The organism is Ventrimonas faecis (assembly GCF_040096075.1).
GTDB lineage: Bacteria > Bacillota > Clostridia > Lachnospirales > Lachnospiraceae > Brotaphodocola > Brotaphodocola faecis.
Genome location: NZ_JBBMFJ010000008.1, coordinates 19,893 through 44,446 on the forward strand (window position 1 = coordinate 19,893; position 24,554 = coordinate 44,446).

At 53.8% G+C, this 24,554-nt stretch carries 14 protein-coding genes and 1 other annotated feature; of the genes, 2 read left to right on the forward strand and 12 right to left on the reverse strand.

The features are described from left to right. Positions 1–31 precede the first annotated feature (31 nt). Together WMO41_RS05490 and WMO41_RS05495 are read left to right on the forward strand one after the other, a co-directional pair. A complete protein-coding gene (locus tag WMO41_RS05490; protein WP_349228897.1) occupies positions 32–916 on the forward strand; it encodes a LysR family transcriptional regulator in 885 nt (294 codons plus the stop codon). Positions 917–1,222: 306 nt separating this feature from the next. Further along, positions 1,223–1,429 (forward strand): cold-shock protein, encoded by a 207-nt coding sequence (locus tag WMO41_RS05495; RefSeq protein ID WP_118531268.1) that lies wholly within the window; start codon positions 1,223–1,225, stop codon positions 1,427–1,429. A 133-nt stretch (positions 1,430–1,562) separates the two neighbouring features. Here WMO41_RS05495 and rplL read toward each other — a convergent pair whose 3' ends face one another. The 12 genes from rplL to WMO41_RS05555 form a co-directional block, all read right to left on the reverse strand. After that, positions 1,563–1,937 carry a 50S ribosomal protein L7/L12 gene (rplL, locus tag WMO41_RS05500; protein WP_118531266.1) on the reverse strand — a complete coding sequence of 125 codons (375 nt, stop codon included), beginning with the start codon at positions 1,935–1,937 and terminating at the stop codon, positions 1,563–1,565. 115 nt (positions 1,938–2,052) lie between these two features. Then, the gene (gene rplJ, locus WMO41_RS05505) at positions 2,053–2,547 is read right to left on the reverse strand and encodes a 50S ribosomal protein L10 (protein WP_118531264.1); all 495 of its coding nucleotides are present in this window, start codon (positions 2,545–2,547) and stop codon (positions 2,053–2,055) included. Positions 2,548–2,580: 33 nt separating this feature from the next. Continuing rightward, positions 2,581–2,723, reverse strand: a sequence feature (ribosomal protein L10 leader region). Positions 2,724–2,771: 48 nt separating this feature from the next. Further along, positions 2,772–3,467, reverse strand: coding sequence for a 50S ribosomal protein L1 (gene rplA, locus WMO41_RS05510; protein WP_118531262.1), 696 nt, complete (start codon positions 3,465–3,467; stop codon positions 2,772–2,774). An 80-nt stretch (positions 3,468–3,547) separates the two neighbouring features. After that, a complete protein-coding gene (rplK, locus tag WMO41_RS05515) occupies positions 3,548–3,973 on the reverse strand; it encodes a 50S ribosomal protein L11 (RefSeq protein WP_118531260.1) in 426 nt (141 codons plus the stop codon). 77 nt (positions 3,974–4,050) lie between these two features. Further along, complete coding sequence (nusG, locus tag WMO41_RS05520) at positions 4,051–4,566, reverse strand: transcription termination/antitermination protein NusG (RefSeq protein ID WP_118531258.1); 516 nt, start codon at positions 4,564–4,566, stop codon at positions 4,051–4,053. 19 nt (positions 4,567–4,585) lie between these two features. Continuing rightward, positions 4,586–4,789 (reverse strand): preprotein translocase subunit SecE, encoded by a 204-nt coding sequence (gene secE, locus WMO41_RS05525; RefSeq protein ID WP_118531256.1) that lies wholly within the window; start codon positions 4,787–4,789, stop codon positions 4,586–4,588. Positions 4,790–4,801: 12 nt separating this feature from the next. Continuing rightward, positions 4,802–4,951 carry a 50S ribosomal protein L33 gene (gene rpmG / locus WMO41_RS05530; protein WP_080552267.1) on the reverse strand — a complete coding sequence of 50 codons (150 nt, stop codon included), beginning with the start codon at positions 4,949–4,951 and terminating at the stop codon, positions 4,802–4,804. A gap of 274 nt (positions 4,952–5,225) precedes the next feature. After that, positions 5,226–6,005: a ComF family protein gene (locus WMO41_RS05535; RefSeq protein ID WP_349228898.1), complete on the reverse strand. Its 780-nt coding sequence runs from the start codon at positions 6,003–6,005 to the stop codon at positions 5,226–5,228. Positions 6,006–6,073: 68 nt separating this feature from the next. Continuing rightward, on the reverse strand, positions 6,074–8,452 hold the full coding sequence (recD2, locus tag WMO41_RS05540; RefSeq protein ID WP_349228899.1) for an SF1B family DNA helicase RecD2: 2,379 nt from the start codon (positions 8,450–8,452) through the stop codon (positions 6,074–6,076). Between the two features lie 85 nt (positions 8,453–8,537). Next, the gene (locus tag WMO41_RS05545) at positions 8,538–9,545 is read right to left on the reverse strand and encodes a rod shape-determining protein (protein ID WP_118531252.1); all 1,008 of its coding nucleotides are present in this window, start codon (positions 9,543–9,545) and stop codon (positions 8,538–8,540) included. Between the two features lie 420 nt (positions 9,546–9,965). Further along, positions 9,966–20,906, reverse strand: coding sequence for an MSCRAMM family protein (locus WMO41_RS05550; protein WP_349228900.1), 10,941 nt, complete (start codon positions 20,904–20,906; stop codon positions 9,966–9,968). A gap of 9 nt (positions 20,907–20,915) precedes the next feature. After that, a complete protein-coding gene (locus WMO41_RS05555; RefSeq protein WP_349228901.1) occupies positions 20,916–24,539 on the reverse strand; it encodes a M26 family metallopeptidase in 3,624 nt (1,207 codons plus the stop codon). Between the last annotated feature and the right edge of the window lie 15 nt (positions 24,540–24,554).

A 24,554-nucleotide genomic window follows, 5' to 3' on the forward strand; every position in this document is an offset into this window, starting at 1 on the left:
CTTCATTAATTCCGATATTAGAAAGTATTTCATGGAAATTAGAAACCTGATTACATTTACCAAAGTAGCTGAGACCCAGAGTCTCTCCAAGGCTGCAAAAGCGCTGGGTTACGCCCAGTCTACCGTTACCATGCAGATGCAGCAGCTGGAGCAGGAACTCGGAGCGCAGCTCTATGAGCGTGTGGGCAAACAGATCCGTATCACCCAGACCGGGCAGGAATTCTTATCCTACGCAGGCGCCATCGTCCGTATGTCGGAAGAGGCCCTGATGGTTGGCAGACAGAAGGACGCCGCTGTAAGCGGTTCTCTGCGTCTTGGCATATTAAGCCCGCTGTCCCCGGCTGTTGGCAGTGCCATTGCGCGCTACCTGCAAAGCTATCCCCAGGTTGACCTGGAGGTGCAGACCGTACAGAATCCGGACGATCTGCTTTCCCGTCTGCGGCACAACGAGATTGACCTCGCCCTGACGCTTGACACGCTTTACACCGATGCCGATCTGGTCCATGCTTTGGAAGATCAGCCGGTTCCGGTTCACTATTACACAAACAAAGCACATCCTCTGACCCACCATGCAGGACCGGGCGCAGAAGATGTTTCCCATTATCCGATTATCCGCACCAGCTGTTACAATTCCGGGGCGAACGTTTCTGCTTCCAGGCAGCTGTATATTGCGGATCCGGAATTAGCGCTTTTCATTGCAGCCAGCGGGAATCCGCAAAGTGATTCCTCTGTTATTGTTCCGGTTCCGGATCTGATTGCGCAGAATCATCCGCTCTTTCAAAACCTGGCCCGGCTGAACTGTAAATGCGACATTCCACCGCTCTGGCTGCAGACGCTTTACCACCGGAACAAATGGCTCACCGGAGCCATGAAGGCCTGGCTTTCTGATAGCCAGAAGCTTTCCTTTTCCCCTTGACAACTTTTCCATTTTTTGTTTTGGCATAGCGTGCGTGGCCGGCCACTTTCCCCGGTCACGCACCCATCACACAAGCTTTAAAATTCCTGCCTGCGAACTGTAATCACCCACCGCTTCAGTATCTAAAGAAATGCCGAAATTGCTTGACAGAAAAGGGGTTGGGTGGTAAACTCACAGTGTATTTTGATATGAGCTTTTGATTCACATATTTTTGTAAGTCAAGAAGTACATTCCAGATTTACAAAAATATGTGATTTTTGTTTCATACGAAAATACAAATTTTATTTTTTTATAGGAGGTACCACAATGAATAACGGTACAGTTAAATGGTTCAACGCAACTAAGGGTTATGGCTTCATCACCAACGACGAGACTGGCGAGGAAGTATTCGTACACTTCTCCGGTATCGTAGCTGACGGCTACAAGACCTTAGAGGATGGCCAGAAAGTTACCTTCGATACCGCTGAGGGCAACCGTGGTCTGCAGGCTGTTAACGTTCACGTTGTAGCTTAATTTACCACCTGAAAAATAGGATACCCGGAAATCCGCATGGACTTCCGGGTATTTTTTTGCATATTTTCGTATAACAGAAAAACCCCGGAAATCCTTGCGGATCCCGGGGTTTTAAGCTCTAGTTGAGTTTTAATTACTTCAGGGTAACTTTTGCGCCCTCAGCCTCAAGTTTAGCCTTGATGTCCTCAGCCTCTTCCTTAGAAGCGCCCTCTTTCAGGACCTTCGGAGCACCGTCAACTACGTCCTTAGCCTCTTTCAGGCCAAGACCGGTAGCTTCACGTACAACCTTGATAACTTTAACCTTGTTCGGGCCAACCTCGGTCAGCTCTACGTCGAACTCAGTCTTCTCCTCAGCTGCCTCGCCTGCGCCTGCTGCTGCTGCAACTACAACGCCTGCTGCTGCGGATACGCCGAACTCTTCCTCACAAGCCTTTACCAGGTCGTTCAGCTCTAATACGGATAACTCTTTGATAGCTTCGATAAACTCTGCAGTGGTTAACTTTGCCATTTTAATTTCCTCCATTAAAATAATTATAATTCTAAATCAATTGTTGTTCGATATGACATCGAAATGCTTACTTCTGACTGCTCATACGGCTGGCCGCAGAACCATGCTCAGATAATTAAGCCTCTGCGCCCTGCTTCTCAGCGATCTGATTAAGCACACGAGCGAAGTTGGTGATCGGAGACTGGATGCTGCCCAGTAACTTTCCGAGAAGTACTTCTCTGGACGGGATGGTTGCGATAACCTGCATACCCTTCTGATCATAGTAAGTACCTTCAACAACACCAGCTTTGATCTCAAGCTTGTCTGCCTTTTTAGCAAACTCAGCCAGGATTCTTGCCGGAGCTGTAGCGTCGTCCTTAGATACTGCGATTGCGGTCGGTCCTTCTAAATCCGGATCCAGAGCTGCGAAATCAGTACCCTCAGCTGCACGCTTGATCATGGTGTTCTTGTATACTTTGTAAGTAACACCAGCTTCTCTTAACTGCTTACGAAGCTCGGTATCCTGAGCAACAGTAAGACCACGATAGTCTACTACTACTGCGGATGCAGCGCCGTTTAACAGCTCGGAGATCTCAGCTACGATAGGCTGTTTTAACTCAACTTTAGCCATGAATGTCTTCCTCCTGTTTTATTATATAACTGGAGACTGCAAGGAAAAGCCCCACTGTGCAAGACAGAGGGGCTCTACAAATTCGTCGTTTAATACAAATTGTACGTTCCTCGGTAGGCGGCTGTAACCTTACGCCTTACGGCACCTACTGTCTTCGGCAGTCAATACTTGTGTATGATAACATACTATATTGGGATTGTCAATCAGTTTTTTGCAAAATCTGATTAAGCCATCAGCTTAACTACGTTCAGCTTAACGCCCGGGCCCATGGTAGAGGTCAGGGTTGCGCTCTTGATGTAAGCACCCTTTAAGGTAGCCGGTTTTGCTTTGTTGATTGCATCCATAAGCGTCTGGAAGTTGTCCGCTAACTGCTCCTCAGTGAAAGAAGCTTTACCCACTGGCACGTGGATGATGTTGGTTTTATCAAGTCTGTACTCGATCTTACCAGCTTTGATATCGTTGATAGCTTTGGTTACGTCCATGGTTACGGTACCAGCCTTCGGGTTCGGCATTAAGCCCTTCGGTCCAAGTACACGACCCAGACGACCAACAACACCCATCATATCCGGGGTAGCTACAACTACATCGAAATCTAACCAGCCTTCGTTCTGGATCTTCGGGATCAGCTCCTCAGCGCCTACGAAATCTGCGCCTGCAGCCTGAGCCTCGTCAGCCTTTACGCCCTTAGCGAAAACAAGGATTCTGGTAACTTTACCAGTACCGTGCGGCAGAACAACTGCACCACGGATCTGCTGGTCAGCGTGACGTCCGTCACAACCGGTTCTGATATGAGCCTCAATGGTTTCATCAAATTTAGCTACAGCAGTCTTCTTAACAAGTGCGATAGCGTCTGCTGCATCATAAAGAGTAGCGCGGTCTACTGCTTTAGCCGCTTCTACGTATCTCTTTCCATGTTTCATAATAAAATAACCTCCTAGTGGTATTGTCGGGGATGTCCCTCCCACGTATTTAAAGTTTCATCTCAGTCCTGTATGAAGAATTACTCCTCAACAGTGATACCCATGCTTCTTGCAGTACCTGCAATCATGCTCATAGCTGCTTCCAGACTTGCTGCGTTTAAGTCAGGCATCTTGGTCTCAGCGATCTTCTGAAGATCTGCCTTAGAGATGGTAGCAACTTTGGTCTTGTTCGGGGTTGCGGAACCGGATTTGATCTTGCAGGCTTTCTTTAACAGAACAGCTGCCGGCGGAGTCTTGGTAACGAAGCTGAAGCTTCTGTCTGCGTATACGGTAATAACAACCGGGATGATCAGATCGCCCTGATCTGCGGTTCTTGCGTTGAACTCCTTGGTGAACTGTACGATATTAACACCGTGCTGACCCAGTGCCGGACCTACTGGCGGAGCCGGGGTAGCCTTGCCTGCCGGGATCTGTAATTTGATGTAACCAGTTACTTTCTTTGCCATGATAATGACCTCCTAATAATGTGGTATTGTCGGGGGTGTCCCTCCCACGAACCGGCATCACCGGTCCTTTTTCGTTGTTACATGTGTTTCACTTCTGTGAAATTGAGTTCAACCGGTGTTTCACGGCCGAACATTTCGACATTGATCGTAAGAGTGTGCTTACTCTCATTGATAGACTTAACGGCACCGATCGTGTCCTTCCATGCGCCGGCGGTTACCACAATGGTATCACCAACCGCATAATCCAGAGCGACTTCTGTCTTTCCGAATCCGAGGCTCTCCATCTCCTCATCGCTTAACGGAACAGGCTTGGAACCCGGTCCGACAAAGCCGGTTACGCCGCGGGTGTTGCGTACTACATACCAGGTATCATCGTTCATGATCATATGGATGAGTACATAGCCCGGGAACATTTTCTTGTCCGCAAGCTTCTCCACGCCGTTCTTGAGTTCTGCGACTTCGAGCATCGGAACAGAAACTTCGAGGATCTGATCCTGAAGGTTACGGTTCTCAATGGTTTTCTCAATGTCAACTTTAACTTTGTTCTCGTAGCCTGAATAGGTATGAACTACATACCACTTTGCTTCTGACATCTTATCACCCTCGCCTTAATTAAATAATGAAGCTGAGGCCCCATTTGATAATGAAATCCAGGATTGCGATGATAATTCCCAGCGCAGCGGTAACCGCCACAACAGCAACAGTCTGCTTGCCAACGGTTTCCTGGTCAGGCCATACGATTTTGTTGAACTCAGCTTTTAAACCCTTGAAAAAGCTCTTCTTCGGAGCCTTCTCAGTGCCTGTAGTTTCTCCCATATTTCACACTCCTTACTTGGTTTCTTTGTGTAAAGTATGAGTTTTGCAGAATCTACAATATTTTTTGGTCTCCATGCGATCCGGATGTGTCTTTTTATCCTTCGTCATGTTGTAGTTCCGCTGTTTACATTCTGTACATGCCAGTGTAATCTTTGTGCGCACGACTTCCACCTCCACTTGATTTTTCGTTGTTTTTCAGCCTCTCTTTTGTGCCAGATCAGCCTGTAGGCTAATTTTGAGCATAAAAAAAAGACCTAAGCTCTTCCATTCGCCATACCACTATAGCATAACGATGTCCATGCGTCAATCTTTTTCTTTATTTTTTTGCCGGAAATCCGCGTGTTTCCGTGGTTTTTCCGGATTTTCCCATATTTTTTCCATGTTTCTTGCGATTTTTTCAGTTTCCGTCGGTCTCCATTTCAGATTTTTTCCCTGGTCATAGGCCACCGCCGATACAGATGGAAACGAAATAAACCTGACGCACTCCGGCTGCTTTTAAAACCCTGGTGCAGGCTTCTATGGTGCTGCCGGTAGTGTAGATGTCATCTATAAGAATGACTGTCTGCGGAAGTTCCGGGGCTGTGCCCGCTGCCCGGCCCGGCAGATTCCGGCTGTCTGGTTTTCCCGGCGCCGGTTCCCATCGAAATTCCGCTGCCACTGCGAATGCATGGCGCAGGTTCCGCAGGCGTTCGTCCGGGCCGAGTTCTTTCTGCGGTGCTGTCTTTCTGGTCCGAACCAGCAGGCGCTCGTTTACCAAAAGTCCGGTCAGCTGCCCCAGGCGCACTGCCAGCTCCCCGGCCTGGTTAAAGCCACGGCTCCGCAGTCTTGCCGGATGGACGGGCACCGGCACCAGCACCGCGTCTTTACGGTGCTTAAAGAAATAGCCGTACCGCCGCGCAATGGCCTCCGCATAAAAATCCAGATATTCCCGGCGGTTTTTGTACTTGACCGCTGCCATGGATTTCTGCGCCACAGTATCATAGCGGATTAAAGCCACGCCGGACTCAAAGCTGCGCTGTCGCCGCTGACAGTCCGGGCAGTATTCCGCCCGGTCACTGATCAGCTCCGCCCCGCACTTTTTGCAGGACGGCTGGCGAATAAAGTGGAGCTTTGGCACACAATCCGGACAGATGAGCGCACCCTCCGGCAGTACAATCCGGCTGCATACCGGGCATCGTCGGGGAAAGAGCAGGCTGACCAGGCATTCCCGCAGCACCCCCAAACCAGATACCCCGTCCGGAGATACAGCTCCAGCATTTGCTGTTTGATTTGTTATCTGATTTCTTACAGTTCGGATCGCATAACCTCCTGAATCCGGATCTTCAATCCGGTGTAGCGGCGCTGTTCCACCTCATTGTCCACCATGGCCTGCAGCATCTCCGGAATTCCTACCAGACAGACGCAGGCACGGGCACGGGTGACCGCCGTGTAAATCAAGTTTCTTGTCATCAGCATGCGAGGACCGGAGTAAACTGGAATGACAACAGCCGGATACTCACTTCCCTGGGACTTGTGAATGGTGATGGCATAGGCCAGCTCCAGCTCTTCCAGCTGTTTAAAGCTGTAGTCCACCATCTTTCCCTCATCAAATTCTACCGTCAGTTCTTCCGCAAAGGTGTTGATTTCACGGATGATACCGATATCTCCGTTGAACACTCCGGCTCCGGAATCTATCGGAATGCCGTAGCGGTTGCGGGTCTCCCACTCAATCTGATAGTTATTCTTGATCTGCATGACCTTATCCCCGACACGGTAGATGGTTCCGCCCACCTCTTTTTCCGGCTTGGATGGATCCTGGGGATTTAAGAAACTCTGCAGAATCGTGTTCAGGCGTTCCACGCCGAGCGCGCCCTTTCGCATGGGCGTCATGATCTGGATGTCGAACATATCCGCATGCACATAGTTTGGAAGCTTCTCCCGCACCAGCGTCAGCATGGCGCTGATGATGGCATCCGGCTGCTCCCGGCGGATAAAGAGGAAGTCTTTGCTGCGCTTGCCCAGCGGGATCCGCTCGCCATCGTTGATCTTATGGGCGTTCACGATAATATCGCTCTCCGCCGCCTGGCGGAAGATCCGGGTCAGCTGCACCACATTAAATGCCTTGGACGCGATCAGATCCCGCAGGACATTGCCCGGTCCTACGCTTGGGAGCTGGTTGGTATCGCCCACCAGAATCAGACGGGTACCCGGATTCACCGCACGAAGAAGCGCGTGCATCAGGTAAATGTCCACCATGGACATCTCATCAATGATGATGGCGTCCGCATCCAGAGGATTTTCCTCGTTGCGCTCAAAATGCATGCCGGAAGTATCTTTATCATCAGAAGGAACGCCCGTCAGCTCCAGAAGCCGGTGAATGGTCCGGGCCTCGTAGCCGGTGGCTTCTGTCATACGCTTGGCCGCGCGGCCGGTGGGCGCCGCCAGAAGAATCTCCATCTCTTCCTGTTCAAAATAGCGGATGATGGTGTTGATGGTCGTTGTCTTACCGGTACCCGGTCCTCCAGTGATGATGAGAAGGCCGCTGTTGACCGCCTCAATGACTGCGCGGATCTGCAGCTCATCCGGCTCAATCTTCTCTTCCTCACAGATCTTCTCCAGTTTTTTGCGGATTTCCGCTTCCGGCTCGGAACCGCGCAAATTTAAGTCGTGGAGCATGCGGGCAGTGTTGAGTTCGGTGTAATAGTACTGGGAGGCGTAGACGTGGCGAGAGACCGGAGCGCTGCCGGCAGTCTCAGATGCGCCATTTCCCATGTACTGCATCCATTCCGGGTCTGTCTCCTGCAATGCCGGAGCCGACTCAGACACTGCGGTTTCAGAAATTCCAGATGACCGGTCTGCTTCTGACTCCGGCACCTTCTCCTCATTCACCTTCACCACGATCTTCTTTTCCATCTGCAGATCCGTCAGATGCTTTTCCATCACAGACGGATCCACATGCAAAAGCTCGGAAGCCGATGCCAGCAGCTCCTCCTGAGGCAGATAAGTATGCCCGTTTGCCACAGACTGCAGCAGTGTGTAGTAAATACCGCTGCGGATGCGGAAATCGGAATCCGTGAAAATGCCTGCCTTCTGGGCAATCTCATCGGCCATCTTAAATCCCACGCCCTGAATGTCATCGGCCAGCCGGTACGGATTTTCCTTGATGATGCCATACATGCGGGGACCGTACTCGTTGTAGATTTTTAAAGCCAGACTCATGGAAATGCCGTAATCCTGCAGAAACATCATGGCCTGACGCATCTCTTTTTTGGATTCCATCTGCTCGGAGATGGCCCGTGCCATTTTCTCGCTGATGCCTTTCACCTCAGCCAGGCGCTCCGGCTCTTCCTCGATGATGCGAAAGGTATCTGCCTTGAACCGGCGCACGATGCGCGCTGCCAGCGCGGTTCCCACGCCGCGGATGGCGCCGGAGCCCAGATAGCGCTCCATGGAGGCCGTATCCTCCGGTGCTTTCAGCTCGTAGGATTCCACCTGGATCTGGTCGCCGTAAACAGGATGCTCCACATCACGTCCGGTGGCCTCAATAAAGTCTCCCTCACTGATATAGGGAAAGGTTCCCACCAGCACATAATCCAGGCCATCCGCGCTGACGTTCAGGATGGAGTAGCCATTCTCCTCATTGCGATATTTGATTTTCTCCACGTATCCACTTACTGTTGCCATGTTTTGTATCTCCTGCGAAAAGAAAGGCCCCGCGTCCGCGATGGACACGAGACCCCTTCTATTTCTATTTTCCAAACCGTCTGTCTTAGTTGAATTCCTGCTCTTTTTTGTCTCCGTGCTGGAACTCGATGAACTTACCGGTTCCGATGGCCACTGCAGTCAGCGGATCTTCCGCTACCATGGTGGTAATACCGGTTTTTTCCTCGATCAGCTGGTCAAGACCGTTTAACAGGGAACCACCGCCGGTCATCACGATGCCGCGGTCGAAGATATCTGCTGCCAGTTCCGGAGGCGTTCTCTCCAGAACGTTGTGAACGGCATCTACGATCTGCATAGCTGGCTCGCGCAGTGCCTCCAGAGTCTCCTCGGAAGTAACCACGATGGTCTTCGGAAGTCCGGTTACCAGGTTACGGCCGCGTACTTCCATAGTCAGTACTTCCGGTCTGCGGTATGCGGTACCGATGTTGATCTTGATCTCCTCTGCGGTTCTCTCACCGATGAGCAGGTTGTGTTTCTTTCTCATGTAGCGGACTAAAGCTTCATCGAAGTCATCACCTGCGATCTTGATGGAGGTGCTTACTACGGTTCCGCCCAGGGAGATGACTGCGATATCCGCAGTACCTCCACCGATATCTACGATCATGTTTCCGCATGCCTTAGAGATATCAATTCCTGCACCGATGGCTGCTGCTACCGGCTCCTCAATGATGGAGACCTCCCGCGCACCTGCCTGATACGTAGCGTCCTCTACTGCCTTCTTCTCGACCTCGGTAGCGCCGCTCGGGATGCAGACTGCGATACGCGGCTTGCGCAGGGTTCTCTTGCCGACTGCTTTGTTGATGAAATATTTTAACATCTTCTCGGTAACGGTATAATCGGAAATAACGCCCTGACGTAGCGGTCTTACCGCGATGATATTACCCGGGGTTCTTCCGATCATCAGACGCGCTTCCTCGCCGATGGCCATGATTTTGTTGGAGTCACGGTCAATTGCTACTACGGAAGGCTCTTTGAGCACAACGCCTTTGCCTTTGATATACACCAAAATGCTCGCCGTACCTAAGTCGATTCCGATATCGTTGGATACTAACATAAATTTCCTCCTGATGTTTCTCGTTTCGTAACTGATTTATACCTTCTCAGTTACCTGGTTTCCCACTTCTATTCATGAATATGCGCAGAAAGCGCATTTTTCGTTCTAATCTCTCTTATTATATACAATCCAGGAGGTTTTTGAAAGGGTTTTTTTATTTTTTATTATGTTTATATTTTTTTTATGATGGCGACACAGTTTAGTCACAATTCTTTTTTATACTTTAAGTACATTATCCGAAAGGGTAATGGAACCTTTGTTTCAAGTGCAAACTTGAAATTACAAAGCTTTTTCATACTCATACCGGGCAGCCCGAAACTGCCCGGCCCCCCTAAAACATTTTCTTTTATTTTGTATACCTACCATTCCCAAAATCAAAGGGCGAAAAGGACTGCCAAACCTTTTCGCCCTTTGATTTTCTTATTTTTTCCATTTCTTTTTTCTGCGCCGGCCCCTGAAACCACCACAACATTTTGTGCCAGTTCCGGCCAGCCCCAGACCTGCTGCCGCCAAGATGAACAGTCCTGCAAAAAGCCGAGTCTGCCGTATATCTCCCATCTTCGGAAGACGCATCCGCCAGTGTCCGTCCGGCCCCAGATACAGCCAGCCCGTGCCGTCCGGCGAAGAAGGCTGATACCAGGCAAGAATTTTTCCAATGCGGAGCACCGGCTGAATTTCCGGCTCCGGGGTTTTGGGATTTTCGTGTCCGGAATCACCGGGTGTTTCTTCTGGTTTTTGCGGTTCCGGCGGCTTTGGTTTTGGCGTATCCGGCTCCGGTTCGGGAGTATCCGGGCCGGGCGGTTCCGGCTCCGGGGTTTTTCGGTCTGTCACGGTAATCTGATACTGCGCCTGCCCGTTCCACGGATATGATACCACACCGGTATCCGGCGCAAACTGCCAGCAAAACACCTCCGGGTTCCGTTCGTAACCAGACGGTGCCTCAATCTCCCGCAGTTCATACCAGAATGGACAGATGGCTCCGTTTTCCAGCACCTCTCCCACCGGAAGATCTGTTTTTTCCGCAGGTGCCGTGAGCCGCACTAAAAAAACAGGCTGCGCCATGTCCGGCCCTCCCGGAGCTTTCCCGTATGACATCCCTGTGCACCGGTTCTGCTCCGCTTCCGAATATGCTGCCAGTTCAAACACAGCGCCATCCAATGGACTTCCCGCAGAATCCGTCTTTTTCAGTATCAGCTTTCCTGTCACCGGCCGGTCATTCACACGCAGGATCCGGATCTCCGGCTGCCACTCATAAACGATCTGTACCGGCTCAAACGTTGTGTAATAGGCCGGACTTTCCTGCTCTGCCAGCCAGTAGATTCCATCCGGCAGACGCCGGATCCGGTGCGGCTTTAAATCTCCCTCTGCATAGCCCTGGGGAATCCTGCGGTTGATGGCATCCAGCTCTGTATAGTGGCCATCACTGCCGCTCATCCAGGAGTCAAAGAGATAACGGCTGCTTCGGGTCAGCCCTCCTTCCTCGTCGGCCCGGTAGAGTGCCAGTCTGGCACCGGCCAGTTCTTTACTTCCATTTTCATAAACTTTGGAGATAAGAAGCGTTCCTTCCTCATTTTCCACCCGGTACAGCTGGACTTCTCCAGTATCCTTCACCGTAACCAGAACCGCTTTCGCACGGGCAAACCCAGGCGGTACTTCCGTTTCCACCAGCACATAGCTGGCACCGGCCGGCAGGTAGTCAAACCGCTGGCGGTTTTCCAGCGTCAGGTACGTGCAGGCATACGCATTTACCTTCGGAAGCTGCTGCCACTCAAACTGATACTCAAAACGGAAGAGATGATCTGCCAGCGGATCCTGCTCCTTCGTCACCCCGACGCGGATGCGGGCTCCACCCTCTGCCCGGTATGTATAGACCGTCTGCTTCGGATCCTGTGGGTGCAGAAGCTCTTTCTGCCATTCCGACTCATACACTGCCCGGTACAGATCCGCTCCATCATTCCAGGCAACGCTGCTTCCCGGCTTTGCGCCATGTTCCAGATACATGGCTTCAAAAGCGGCAGGGAATTCCTGGTATGTGGTGCCGTCATCGGTTGTCCAGTGCGCCACAGGTAAGTCTTCCACATAAAGTGGATGTCCGTTTTCATCCCGGCAGACTGCTCCCGACGCGTCCAGCTTTGCCGGATACAGCGTAAAACCGACTCCTGCCACTGGCACTTCTCCATCCGCGCTATCTTTCCCATTTTCCAGGCAGTATTTCTCCACCTCTACCCGGGTGTGGTCTTCCTTCATCTCAAATTTCTGCAGTTCCGGCCGGTCGGTTACCGTGACCGGTACCGGATCGTGGGAAACGAAACCGGAAGGGACCTGAATCTCTTTCCAGAGATAGCTTCCAACCGGAAGCTGCGTAATCCCGTGCGGGGTTTCCTCTGTAGTCCATTCTGCAATACACTCAGCAGGTTCTTCCTGCCGGCGTTCTGCAGCGTCCTGCTCTTTTTGCATTTTCCGCCCACGCAGTCCCGCAAAGCCACCTTCTGTTTTCCACAATCCAAGCACTGCGCCTTTTACATATCCACAATTAAACGCTGAGTTTTCCCCCGCTGTGGTCAGGCTGCCTGCAGCATCTCCAGACGGGTCTGAACATCCATCAATTTTAGAAAATTCTGTTCTGGTCGGCTCATCGACCATGGCCACAGTCTGGATTTTGGCCGTCTCTTCCACAGCAATTCCTACAGGAAGTGCCTTTGCAAACCCTTCTGGTGCCTCAAGCTCTTCCATAATGTAGGTTCCGGCGGCAACCCGCTCCAGAATCTCACCGCCGCCCTCTGTCATAACTGAAGTAAAGGGGTCATTGGGGTACTGTTCCGATGTAGTCCAGGTGTTTTCCATCACATAAGCTTCTCCGTTCCGATGGAGAAGTGCCTGGTTTTCATCGATCTGCGCATTGTGCTCCTGCACGGCATAAGCGGCATGATTATACGCCTCCAGATTGTCCGAATGCTGCGACCGCACAAAATCTCCGTTCCGGTCATAGAGCTCTGCTGCCTTATCATAAGCTTCCCGGCTCTGCTGATAATAGGCCACCAGGCCGTGCCGGTCATATACCGGATCCATGCTCTTTTCAAAGCTTCCGTTATTGTCATCCAGAAGGGCCTCCTCATTCAGATTCCGTCCCTGCGCATTCCGGGAAAGTGTGGATTCCCTGTGGCTTTCCTCCCCCGCTTGTGACTTCCAGCTTCCGGTCAGATAAGCCTCCTCTCCGGCTCCGGCAAGCGCCGCGCGGAATGTCGTAATCTTATCGCGGGCAAGAATATTGCCGTAGCTGTCCCGGCGGATATTGACCGGCCACACAAGCACCTGCTTTTTCCCTGCTCCGGTTCCATCCCGGCCACGAATCTGGTCCCAGCTTCCATTGGTTCCGTCAAAATCCCGCACGACATATGCCATGCCTGTATACGGATCTACCAGAGCATCCCGCGCGCCGTCCCGGCCCAGATGATACACATGGGTCCCGGCGTCCACAGTCAGCACCTTGTCTTTGGCGTCGTATGCAAGTTTTGTCAGGTCCCCGCCGTCGAATTCCAGAAATTTCAGAGCACCCTTCCAGGCAAAAGCCTGATAACGCCCGTCTTTTCCATCCGTCTCCGGTGTAATTTCCAACACCAGATCACTCAGGTCGTAGTACAGGATATCCGTATCCGGACGCATGACGGTAACGGAATTCCAGACATTTCCTTCTGTGTAAATCATCTCCCCATATCGATCCACACCAGCGGGCCAAGGTGCCGTATACAGGCGGCCTTCGTCATCCCGCTCCGGAAGAAATTCCGTTTTCTCTCCCCCGTATCCTTTTTTCACATACATGCGGTCGATATGGCCGGCATCGTTTCGTTCGATCACCAGTCCTTCATAGGTGAAGTCCTGGGAATCTCCGGACGGCGTCAGGGAAATGGCGTCAAAGAGCGTCATCGTTGCTCCGGACGCATACGGTGAAGCGGCGTTTTGCGCCCCGGATTCCGCCTGCGCTGCCAGCTTTTTCACCTGCAGGCGGATGGGTTCGTTTTCCAGATAGATCCGTGCCGTATGAATCTCATCCTGCGGCTTGGTTTTGTAGGTGGTCTGCGCATCTGCCGGATCCTCGTAAATGGCTGCAAGAACCCGGCTGTCCGGTGTTCCCTTCTGATAATACGCCACCTGGTCTGAATAAAGTTCCAGCGCCACCGGCTTTGAGCGGGCATACCCCACCGGCGGCCTGGTCTCGCACAGGACATACGTTCCCGCAGAAAGCGGCTGCGGAGTATTCAGATAGCCAACCGTCTGCAACTGGTACTCCATCCCACCGCCCGGCACATTCTCAGAACCGGTTTCCAGACTGCCTCCGCCAGCATTTTCTGAATTGCTTCCTGGACGGCTTACCAGTCCGTCCCGCACGGTCACAAATGCTTTCATGACTCCGGTCTGCAGGCCAAACCGGTCGCCCAGAAGAATCTGCTCCGACTCCTCACACACCGGAGTTCCCGCCGGAACAACTCCGGTACAGAGTTCTGTGGTTTCCAGTCCATCTATGATCCCCCTGGCACCTGCGGCACTCCGGTTTGTGTTTTCCGGCACTTCGATCAGATGACTCCACAAATTCCGGCCCCAGAGTACTGGACGGATATCCGCCGCTCCCATGGCTGTCAGAAATTCCTCTGAGCCAATAATCTGCGTATCTTCTTCATAAAAGAGAACCCGTCCTTCTCCGTCCTTTGTATCATCCCGCTTTGCTGCGTAAATGCGGAACACGGCTCCGTCATGCAGGATGTTCTCATGGGTATCCGAATCCAGCTTTTCCAGGCGGAGTCTTGCGGTGTAAAGCCGGTTGCGGAAACGGACATTGGCATAGTCAAGACTGTCCGGGCCGCTTTCCGGCTCCCTCACCACAGAATACGGCACCAACATAGGAGCATAACGGCCATCGTAAGCCGTCTGCGAACCCTGCATGGCTGCCACGCCGTCCCGGTACCAGATGCCGGGGACGTTGTCCTCCGTACTGCTGCCGCCTGGATACCACACATCGTCCGCGGTCCGCGCCTGCTCCGATACGGAACTGTAGCGGTACACCTTCGAGACAGCCTCCCGCCCGTTTTGCCCCTCGCTCAGATAATACGGCACGGTCCCTGCTGTACGGTCATCCTGCGCGTTATAGTAATTCTGCCGCGGACGGTACTCGGACTGGGTCTGGGAAATATAATCTCCCGCCCCCGGATGTTCCACCGCTCCATTCCGGATCCGGTCTGTCTCCATTCCATATTTGTAAATCTCAAAATCTCCGCGGTCACTGTGCGCCCGGATCACATGGGATTCTTCCAGGAAACGGATCTGGTACCGCTTTTCCAGTTCTGCTGCCGTGTCAGACGCTTTGTAGCAGTAAAACGGATCTAACATTCCGGGAGATGCCTGCGCCCCTGCTTCACTGGCATACACCGCAGGCAGTTCGATCTCTTTTGGTTTGTCGGTCTCGTAATGACGGTTCTTAAAATCTTCCAGACTGGCATACTTTGGCTGCTGCTCCACAACCACATAGCTTCCGTAGGGAAGCATGGCCGATATGCCATAATATTCCGTGGCCGCTTCTGCTCCCCCGGCCTGATTCGGGATATCCACAGACAGCGTGGTCCGGTCCCGGTCTGCCCCACCGCCCGCTTCCTCATCCCAGGCAATGGCGTAAAGCCCGTCCAGATCATAGGCGAAAAACGGTTTCAGGTAGTTTTGTGCTTTTTGAATGGCATTTTTCAGTCCCTGGTCCAGAATCTCATCCGAAAATGATGTACTGCCCTGTTTTGCCACGTGCCCGGAAAGTGCTGTCGCCTGCGTCCCGGATTGTTCTGTCTGCATTTGAGTCCGCTCTTCCTGGAGCCCGGACGTTTCTGTCAGCTTCGCGATCTCATCATCCAGATACCAGGTGATGGCAAACTGGCGCACGCGGTCGGACGCGCCGGTATTCCAGATGGTTGCTTCACTTCGGTTCACCGCGTTTCCTACCGGGCGCCAGCTGGTCCAGGTTGGAGCTGCCTCATCCCACTTATCATGATTTGCGGTCTCTATGGCGTCAAAAAATTTTTCGTAGTTCAGGCGTTTCACGGTGCGGGTTTCTTCCCCGTCCTCCACCAGAGCCTCCGTAGTTTCCAGAAGTGCCGTATACCCCGGAGACGCCTGCTGCTGAATCTGCCCGTTCCGGTAAGCATACAGCTTTTCATGAAACACTGCCGCATCCAGAGAATCTTTGTATAACGGGTCTGTGCGGTGGCGCACCCGGGTATAGATCCGGTTTACCTTTTCCGGAAACAGGGCATTGGCCCGCTCCTGCTCCGCAAAGGTGCGCTCGTTGCCCCTTCGGTCCTGCCAGATTACTGTTCCATTTTCATCCCGGAACAGATTCTGCAGATTGGATTTCAGATACACCTTAAAACGAAAATTGTCCACAGCTTCTGCCTGATCATAGCGGTTTGTCCACCAGTCCTTGTGCGTATCCGCGTAAGAGCTGGTATTGCGGTAGGAGGTCTTTTCTATGGTTTTGCTGACCCGGATCCGCTGGCGGATGCCGCGCTCTTCCAGCGCCAGAGGCTCTGCCGAAGTACCGCTTCCCGGTCGTCCATCTCCGTCCTGCCAAACCGCGCTCTGCCCGGGATATACCAGACTGATCTGCTTCACAAAGCTGTTTTCCCCGCCAATCCCTGCCGCCTGATCCAGATAAGCCCGGACTCCCGCCCGTTTTACGCGCTCATAATAAGCGGCCGTTCCCATGGTATCGCCTGGCGCCCAGCTTCCGGCAAGATACGGCATATCCTCCTCTGTCAGTACGGTCTGTTCCGGTCCCGGAAGCACCAGCTTAAATGTATACTGCTGCAGCGTATCATCCCAGTGTGTCTGCCCGTAAACATCCGTGTAACTGCTCTCAGCGTGCCAGACCATCTCATCTGTCTTGGAATCAAGCTCTGTCCAGCTTCCATAATGCTTCTGCGTCTCCCCCATGACCGTTTCTTCTATATAAAGAAGTTTCGGGATCCGGTTTCCAGAGGCATCAAACGGGATTTCCCCGGGTTCATAATAGACCGTTTCAGCAATGCAGCGGGTCACCAGGCTGCCATCCGGCTCTGCCTGCGCGTCCGGTACCAGAACCGCAGACATCCGGTCTGACCATGTGGCAGCTTCCTCTTCTTCCTGCTTCTCCCCCTTCGGCCATGTAACAGTTTTCTCCTCATCCCGACCGGTCGTAAGGGGAGCAAAGGTACCGAAGCTGCCTGCTTCATCCTCCCCGGTGTAAACAGCATAAGTATAGCGTGGAGAGCCGGATTCCGGTGTCACCGGTACGCGCAGATAAAAGGCTGCGCTCCGCCCCTCTGCCTCCGGAACATAAAAGCACTCTGGATTTCCGCTGCGTCCTGCGTAGACGGACACTTCAAACACATCCTCTGTTTCCTCCACGCAGTCCACGCCGCCATAGGACAGATAAGCATGTTCCTGGTAATACTCCAGCACCGCTGCCAGCAGTTCTCCTGCCGTTACCGCATCCCCGTTTTCCTGAGTCCGCGGGACCTGCAGCGTGACAACCGGCGCGCCAAAACAAATCTGGGCTCCGCTCTGGTAACCGGTATCGTAAACCGGGCGGTCCAGCGTTGTGTAGCGGGAGCCGGACTCCTGGTCCTGCTTTGGCGTTCCTTTCCCATGGGCCCGCAAAATCAGCTCCAGCTTGTATTTGACAAATTCCAGATCGTCCCGCGCAAACGGTTTTCTTAACTTTGTAAGAACAGCCTCTTCATCCATTCCCTGCTCTGCCCGCAAAAGCAGTTCTTCACACCGCGCTGTGTCCAGCTCCACCTCTTCTGCGCGTGGCACATCCGTCACGGTCCGGTTTACCGGACGGTTTCGCGTAAGCAGATTCCCTTCTGCATCGTATTTTGGATACTGCCCCTCATACTCTGTCGTGACATAAACGGGATTTCCCCATGCGTCGGTCTCCACGGATTCCGTAAAGCGTCCGGTTCCAATGGGAGCAGACTCTGTTTTCACCGTGGTGTCCAGGCGATACAGGCGGCTTCCCGCCGGAATTCCGGAAAACACCAGGTCAAAGCCTCCGCTTTTTTCACTGTTCACCTGAAAGAACAGTTCCCGAAACGTGGGATCTCCATACGCGCCGCTTGCGCCGGACTGCACCTGCTGCTCCGCGTACAGTCCCTTTGTCACAACGGCGTAACCCGTCCTGGCTGTCTCTGCCGCCAAAATCTCCGGATCCTGCCCGGCATTGGTCCACGGGTGTTTCCGGTTTCCAATGGAAAGCTCATAACCCTCGGACCGGCTCAGTTCCTTTACATAGTAATCTCCCATCAGAAGCGGCCGGCCGATCCAGCAGTTTCCGTTGGCCGTCTCGTAATCCGGATAATCTCTTGTATAGCGACCATCCTCCGTATAATCGTCAAAGCTCTGGCTTCTGTTATACAGATTGGATGGCGCCGTCTGGTTCCAGTCCCCCGGCCGGTTTTCAATCTTCCCGGCTTCATAGTGATACGTCCTGCCCGGTGCTTCCGTGCAGGCCAGAAACGAGCCATCCCCATTTTTATCGGTGGATGCCACGGCAACCAGATCATTTTTCCGGTACACCACCCCGGTCTTTCCGTCCGGGTGTACCAGATCTTTTGCCGCAAACAGGCCATACACCGCGCCCTCCAGCACCGCATCTCCCTGGGTATCTCCATAGGAATCATAGGTGCCGTTCTCACCGGCCTTCAGATCCAGGTCGCGCTTGTTGATATGGATCTCGCCCTCTGTCCGGTGGTCATAGATCCGCCACCAGTCATCCTCACCATCCCGGCCATTGCAATGGCTGTACTGGCCGGACGGACTGGGCGGAACCGTTTTTCCGCTGCTGGCCATATTCAGTCCGCGGTTATAGGCATCCGGAAAGAGGGTTCCGCCGCTTCCACTGGCGCGTGCTGCCTCGCGGACAGGCATTGCGGATCTGGACGCGGCCGCCGCGCGCGATGGAAACTGCAGCTTCAGAATCCACTGTGCCGGGGCAGTTGCCAGATCCTCATCTGCGGCGTCCATATCTGCTTCTGATTCCTCATCCTCTGTTTTTGCAGTCCGCAGGCCGCTTACGTCTGAGGCAGAGGCCACTGACACTGAAACAGAGGCCGCTCTTTTTACTGCGGCAGCATCCGGCCCGACATTTGACGCTGTTGCTCCCGCAGCAGCCGTCTCCCCGGCATTTGACACTGTTGCTCCCGCAGCAGCCGTCTCCCCGGCATTTGACGGTTTTCGGTCATCCAGCAATGGTTCTTCCCCGGTCTCTTCCAGAAAAAACACCGGAAAGACCTTCTGCCAGAAGGACTTCCGCTCTTTTCTGTGCCGTGGAGCTTCTGGCTCCATGGCCTCTGATCCCGCATGTTCAAGTTCCACGGCCATCCAGCCTTCTTCTGCCTGCGCGCGCACATCTCGTACCATCCGCGCGGATTCGGCCACTGCCCCGTCATTTACCCGGATCTCATGGCTGTAGATTTCGGCAAAGAAAGCGTTGGCTCCGTTCTCAGAGGCGTCTGTGGTAATGACTTCGATGGGCAAGTCATCCCTGTGGTTTCCGTGGAGTGTATAGCCTTCCCGGGCTGTATCCTCCGTGATCGCATAGCTGTATTTCAGCGCAATGAAACGGTCATAGGTTTCTCCTGTGTCTGCCTCGCAGCCGGAATCCGCAAAGGAGCGGGGGCCCGCCGCCGAAACAGTGGTGCCTGCCGATGGGGTCTCGCCTTCCTCCCCGCCGGAAGATGCAATCCGGCCAATCTCACCCTGATCTACTTCCGGCATAAGCCAGTGAAAATGAACACCGGAAAAATTTCCGGATGCCCAGGCGGCGCAGGAAGCAAAGGTATTGAGCCACAGAGAACCCAGGCGGCGGTTCTCTTCCTTTGCCGCGTCAATCTCAGCCTGGTTTTCAATCTCTCCGGTTTCCTCATCCTCCTCTTCCTCCGGCACCGGCACGAATACCGGAGCCGGGTGTCCGTCACAAAAGGTCTTGTCATAATGATAGCCGTGTTCTACCGTTTTTGTAGCTTCTCCCGCGCCGTCCGTCATCATGGCAGATACAAAGCGGAAATCCTCCCACAAAACCGGACTGTCTTTGTGATAGCTTTTGTATGGCGCGCCGCCGGCATAAAGATGGGCGGCGCCGTCCCGGTCCGTATGGATCTGGTCTTTGTCGTCGAATCTTTCATACAGGGAAAAAACTGCGTTCTCCAGCGCTTTCCCTGTCTCATGGTCATACTTTCTCAGACGGACGTTGTAAGTGGAGGTCCAGTCTTCCTCATGGCGGTAAATCTGAAAAGCCACGCCGCCCTCTTCCGGCGTTACCTGCCCTCCTCCCACTCCGGCATAATAACAAAGCTCCGGCGCGCTGACTTCCACAAAGGCCAGACGCTGATGGGCCGCCAGCGGCGCGGCGCCGTTGTACATCTGCCGGTGGGTACCGGCGCAGCGGCTGCAGCGCCAGATCTGTAGGCACTGCTCGTACACCTCTTCCGGGGAAGAGAAAGTTCCTCCGCCGGATGCGTACCGTGTGCCACGGACATCAAACATCAGATACAGGCTGCCGCTCCCGCCCGTGCTGGTAAGGCGGATCTGCGAATCGGTTTTCTGGCAGACCCAGCCAGCTGGCAGCTGCGGGGTAAACGAACCCTCGGCTCCGGTAGAAGAAAATTTCAGGGGAACGCTGCGGATAAACTCCGCGTCCGCCCCGGACGGATCAAACGTAAGCACATACTCGCCCGGACGCCCGCTGTCCTGCGCCGGGGTGAATGCCGCAGGATTTCCCGCCTGCGTATGCCCCTGCAAAGCGGCTGGAATCCCCATTCCACTGTCTCCGCCTGTTCCACCCAGAAGACCGGCCAGGCGCAGATAAGTCTCTTCCTGTGCCAGCACCGCACTCAGCCAGGAATATTTTCCGCGCACGGCAGACGAATGAATCAGCAGCTTTAAATCTGCTTCCGTAACCAGATTTGAGATTGCGGGTACACCCTGCGCGGCTGCGCCCTCATTGATATTCCGGATCACGGCATTGACCTGCGGCACATTGCCAAAGCTGGCCTGCAGCGTCAGCATACCCCAGAACACCAGCGCGGTTTCTTCCCGGCTCAGTGTCTCCGACGGGAGAATATACGTATATTCATCCCCGTCAATCAGCGCCCGGTTTGCTCCGGCTCCGTCAATGCAGTAATGATGGAAATCAGGCCCATAAGCAGTCATGGTATCCCCCTGCCGGGCCGCTTCCGCTTTCCACGGAAGCAGTGGTATCACCGGAAGCAGTTTTCCACTGATCAGAAGCACCGCCATCAAAAATGCTGCCGCACGTTTTACGGATCTTTTCGTTCGCCCCATACTTCTCCTTTACCTGTTCATCTCCTGGCGCTGTACCACTCCGTTCACGATCCACGCGCCGTTCTCATTGGTCTGTTTTCCATCTGCTAAAACCGCATTGCGTCTCAGCGCGCCACGGCTTCCATTGGATTCTTCTTCAAAGTACAGGCACTGCCCGTCAATCCAGTTCCAGCCGGTCAGCATGCGCCCCTGGGTTCCGTCAGATGCCGGATTCAGGTAATAACGGTTTCCTTCCTCATCCTGGTACCAGCCAGTCATGAGAAAGCCTGCCTCGTCAAACCGGAACCAGTCGTAAGCACTCTGTCCGTTCTCGGCACTGGCATAGGGATTGTGGACTGCCGCCCACTCCTTTGCGTAGGTCCGCGCCTGGTCCGCAAACATCCACTGCCCTGCCGCGTTCTGCACCCAGGTACCTGTCACCACATAGGACGGCAGTGACGGGCCCGCTGCTTTTGTCACCCCGCCGGATGTAATGCCGGTGGAGCCGCCACCTCCTCCGCCTCCGCCGGAGCCTTTCGAGGAACCGCCGCCTCCGGAACCGCCCGTGCTGAATTTCGGCACCGTCTCATCCACCGTGGCAAAAGCAATCCGCACACGGCACTGCGCCTGAATATGGCCATGGGTCTGGTCTTCACTGACTGCTGTGACCAGTTCGGTCTTTTCCCCGCTTCCGCTGACTTTTTCCAGTGGTTTTTCCTGTTTCAGGGCGCGGTCACGATGGATCAGGTTCTGGATCCAAGCCGGATTTGTTTCTCCCGCCGGGTCCCACACCGGCGTAATCTTACAGTTCTGCTGATTGGCACCAGAGGGTTCCAGCCGGAGATTTTTTCCGCTTTCCGCATCCTTCCAGCTTACCTGTTCATAAAAGGGATGCTCCGGGTTCAGCGCGGCTGTCAGCACCACCGGACCGGTAACCGATAACGTTTCCGTCGGCTGATAACAGCTTCCGGTCAGCTTTCTTGTAATCGTAAACAGCACCTCTGTCTGATTCAGGCTTAAGGTCTCCACACGCACCGTAGTCAGATCCACAATCTGGAAATCCACCGCCACGCGGCAGTTTGCGTAAAGCGCCTGATGGTTCACCGAAGTTTCCGGGTTCGTCACTGCCGACACCACGCCGTACCGGGTATAGACCGTATCCTGAATCTTCTCCCGGTACTGGTTTGCCGCCTGGGCCTGCACTTCCCGGTTTATGATATTGGCGATAAACGCGGAGTTCATGTTAGGCAGAACAGACGCGTCTTTCATGGTATAACCGGTCTCGGAACGATTCTCCAAAAGGTCCGTGTCATCCACCAGCCAGCGCACGGTCCGGTCTATGGTCTGGCCATTTCCATTGTGCTCCACATGGATCAGCACCGGCTGCACCTCCACGCTGTGATCCTGTTTTCCATCCACGTAGCGGGCAATCAGGATTCCGGCTTCGTTCTTCACCTCCGTGACAATCTGCGGATGCTTGCGGTCGCCGCTCCGGGTCTGCACCACCGAAATGCGTGTCTGAGCCGGATCTGTCTCCAGCTTCGTGGTCACCTTGACATACTCCGCGTTCAGCTTCGTATCGCACTCCGGCATGATGAAGGAATACGCCCCGCCGCTCACATACTGCATCGGCTGCTCATTTCCATCCTTGTCCAGATAGGTGGGCGGTTTTACCCCGCCTGCCTCGCCGGTATCCACAATCATCTGGTAGCGGTCTTCGGCTGTGTTTTTCGGTGCGGTCGCCACGGTAACCACCGCTCCCGCCCTGATGGCCGATGGATGATCCTTGTCCACATCCCGGTAATAAGAGCTTCCCGTGGATGAAATGGCTGTCAGCGCTGCCACATCGGTATCGTAGGTTCCGTTGGCATTTCTCGCGTCAATACGCGGAATGTACACCAGATATCCTCTTGTGGGTTCGCCCATAAAGCCCGGCGCAAAATGGTCCATGGCAAAAGGCAGATCCTTTTTATAACCTTCCATGGTAAATTCCCGCCCCAGCTTCTGAGTGACAATGTAGCGGACTCCGTCCTCCAGCTCTTCATAAAAGAACCGCTCCCCGCAGTCGTACTCAATCTGGCCTGACACCGTTTTGTACTTGCGCTCCAGGTCGGACCAGTACCCGATGTGGGCATCCTCCGTAAAACGGTTGTCGCCGTCGATGGTGCTTCCAAACACCTGCTTTGCCTTGGCTAAGGTGTTGGTAAAGAGGTACGAAACGCGGCTGTCGCGCTCGATTCCATAGGTAAAGCGGGCACTGCTCTCGCGGGTTCCCACAAAGGTGCCTTCCCGGGAAGCGCTGCCGTTATTTGTCCTGGAAATCACACCCGCCATGCGGGCCAGAATCAGGTTTCCACTCTCATATTTTCCGACGATGCCGCCCACCGCGCGACTTCCATTACCGCCGATGGTTCCATTTACATAGGAATTGTAGATACCGCTCTGGTTCATAATACCGGCAATGCCTCCGATATAGCCTTTTCCATGAATCCGGTCAGAAGTTCCATTCTGGGTAATGACCACATTATCAACCAAATAGGCTTTTTCTGCCTTTCCGGCAATACCGCCCACTGCGCCATCGGTTCCGGCACCGTTCATGGTAATTCCCTCTGCCCGGCAGTTCTCCACGATGACGGAACCATCCGACTCCTGAATCTGAGTTCCGGCTGCCGTTCCCTTTCCGCTTCCGCAAAGCACTGCCGCAATCCCACCTGCATCCTGATTTGAATACACATACCCGGATACCGTAACATTCCGGATCACTGTGCCATTTTTTGCAGTACCGGCCAGAATTCCTGCCCGGTCCGCGCCGCTGATCTGATCCGCATGGATTTCCAGATTTTCCACACTGCCGCCATCGATCTCTCCAAACAGTCCCAGATTGGTCAGCCCCGTCAATTCTCCAATGATTTTCAAGCCGGTTATGGCATTTCCGCAGCCGTTGAAATGTCCGCGAAACGGTGTTGCCACATTGCCGCCAGATTCTGAGCGGTCACGATACCAGCCAATGGGATTCCAGTTCCCAAGATTTATGGAGATACCGCCCAGATCCAGGCTCTGCGTCAGTTCAAAATAACAGTCCTTATAATCATTTCCGGCTGCCACCGACTCGGAAAGTCCCATCAGGTGAGACAGTGTTTCAATCTGGTATGGAGCTTCCCGGGTTCCTTCTCCCGGAAAATTCACGTTGCCGTTCCAGTCCGTCCACAGATCTCCGGTTACCGGAAGCTCCGCCGCAAACAGCGCCAGATCGGACGGTGTGGCCAGGTCCGTCTGACGCGCGTCCGAAGCGGTGGCGAGGTCCATATTCTCCAGATCCGCATCGGAATCCGTGGCCCGGACATACTCCGCCGTGCCTGCACCGAATTCTTCTTTCTGATCCGAATCCAGATCGGATTCCAGTTCTATTTCATCTCCCGGTTCTTCTGTCTCTGAATCTTCCACCTCCGGCTCTTCCAAATCGCGTGAAACCGTTCCTGCATCACTCTCCGTTGCCCGGACATACCCGCTCCCGGCAGTCGGCGCAAACGTTCCCGCGCTCTCAGCCATAGCCAGACCTGCCGGAAACACCCCCGGTGATAATACGGCCAGCACTACCGCCATGGCGGACGCGGTCTGGCGTCTGATATGAAATATCTTCCTGTTCTTCTTCATACATCCCCCTTGTGA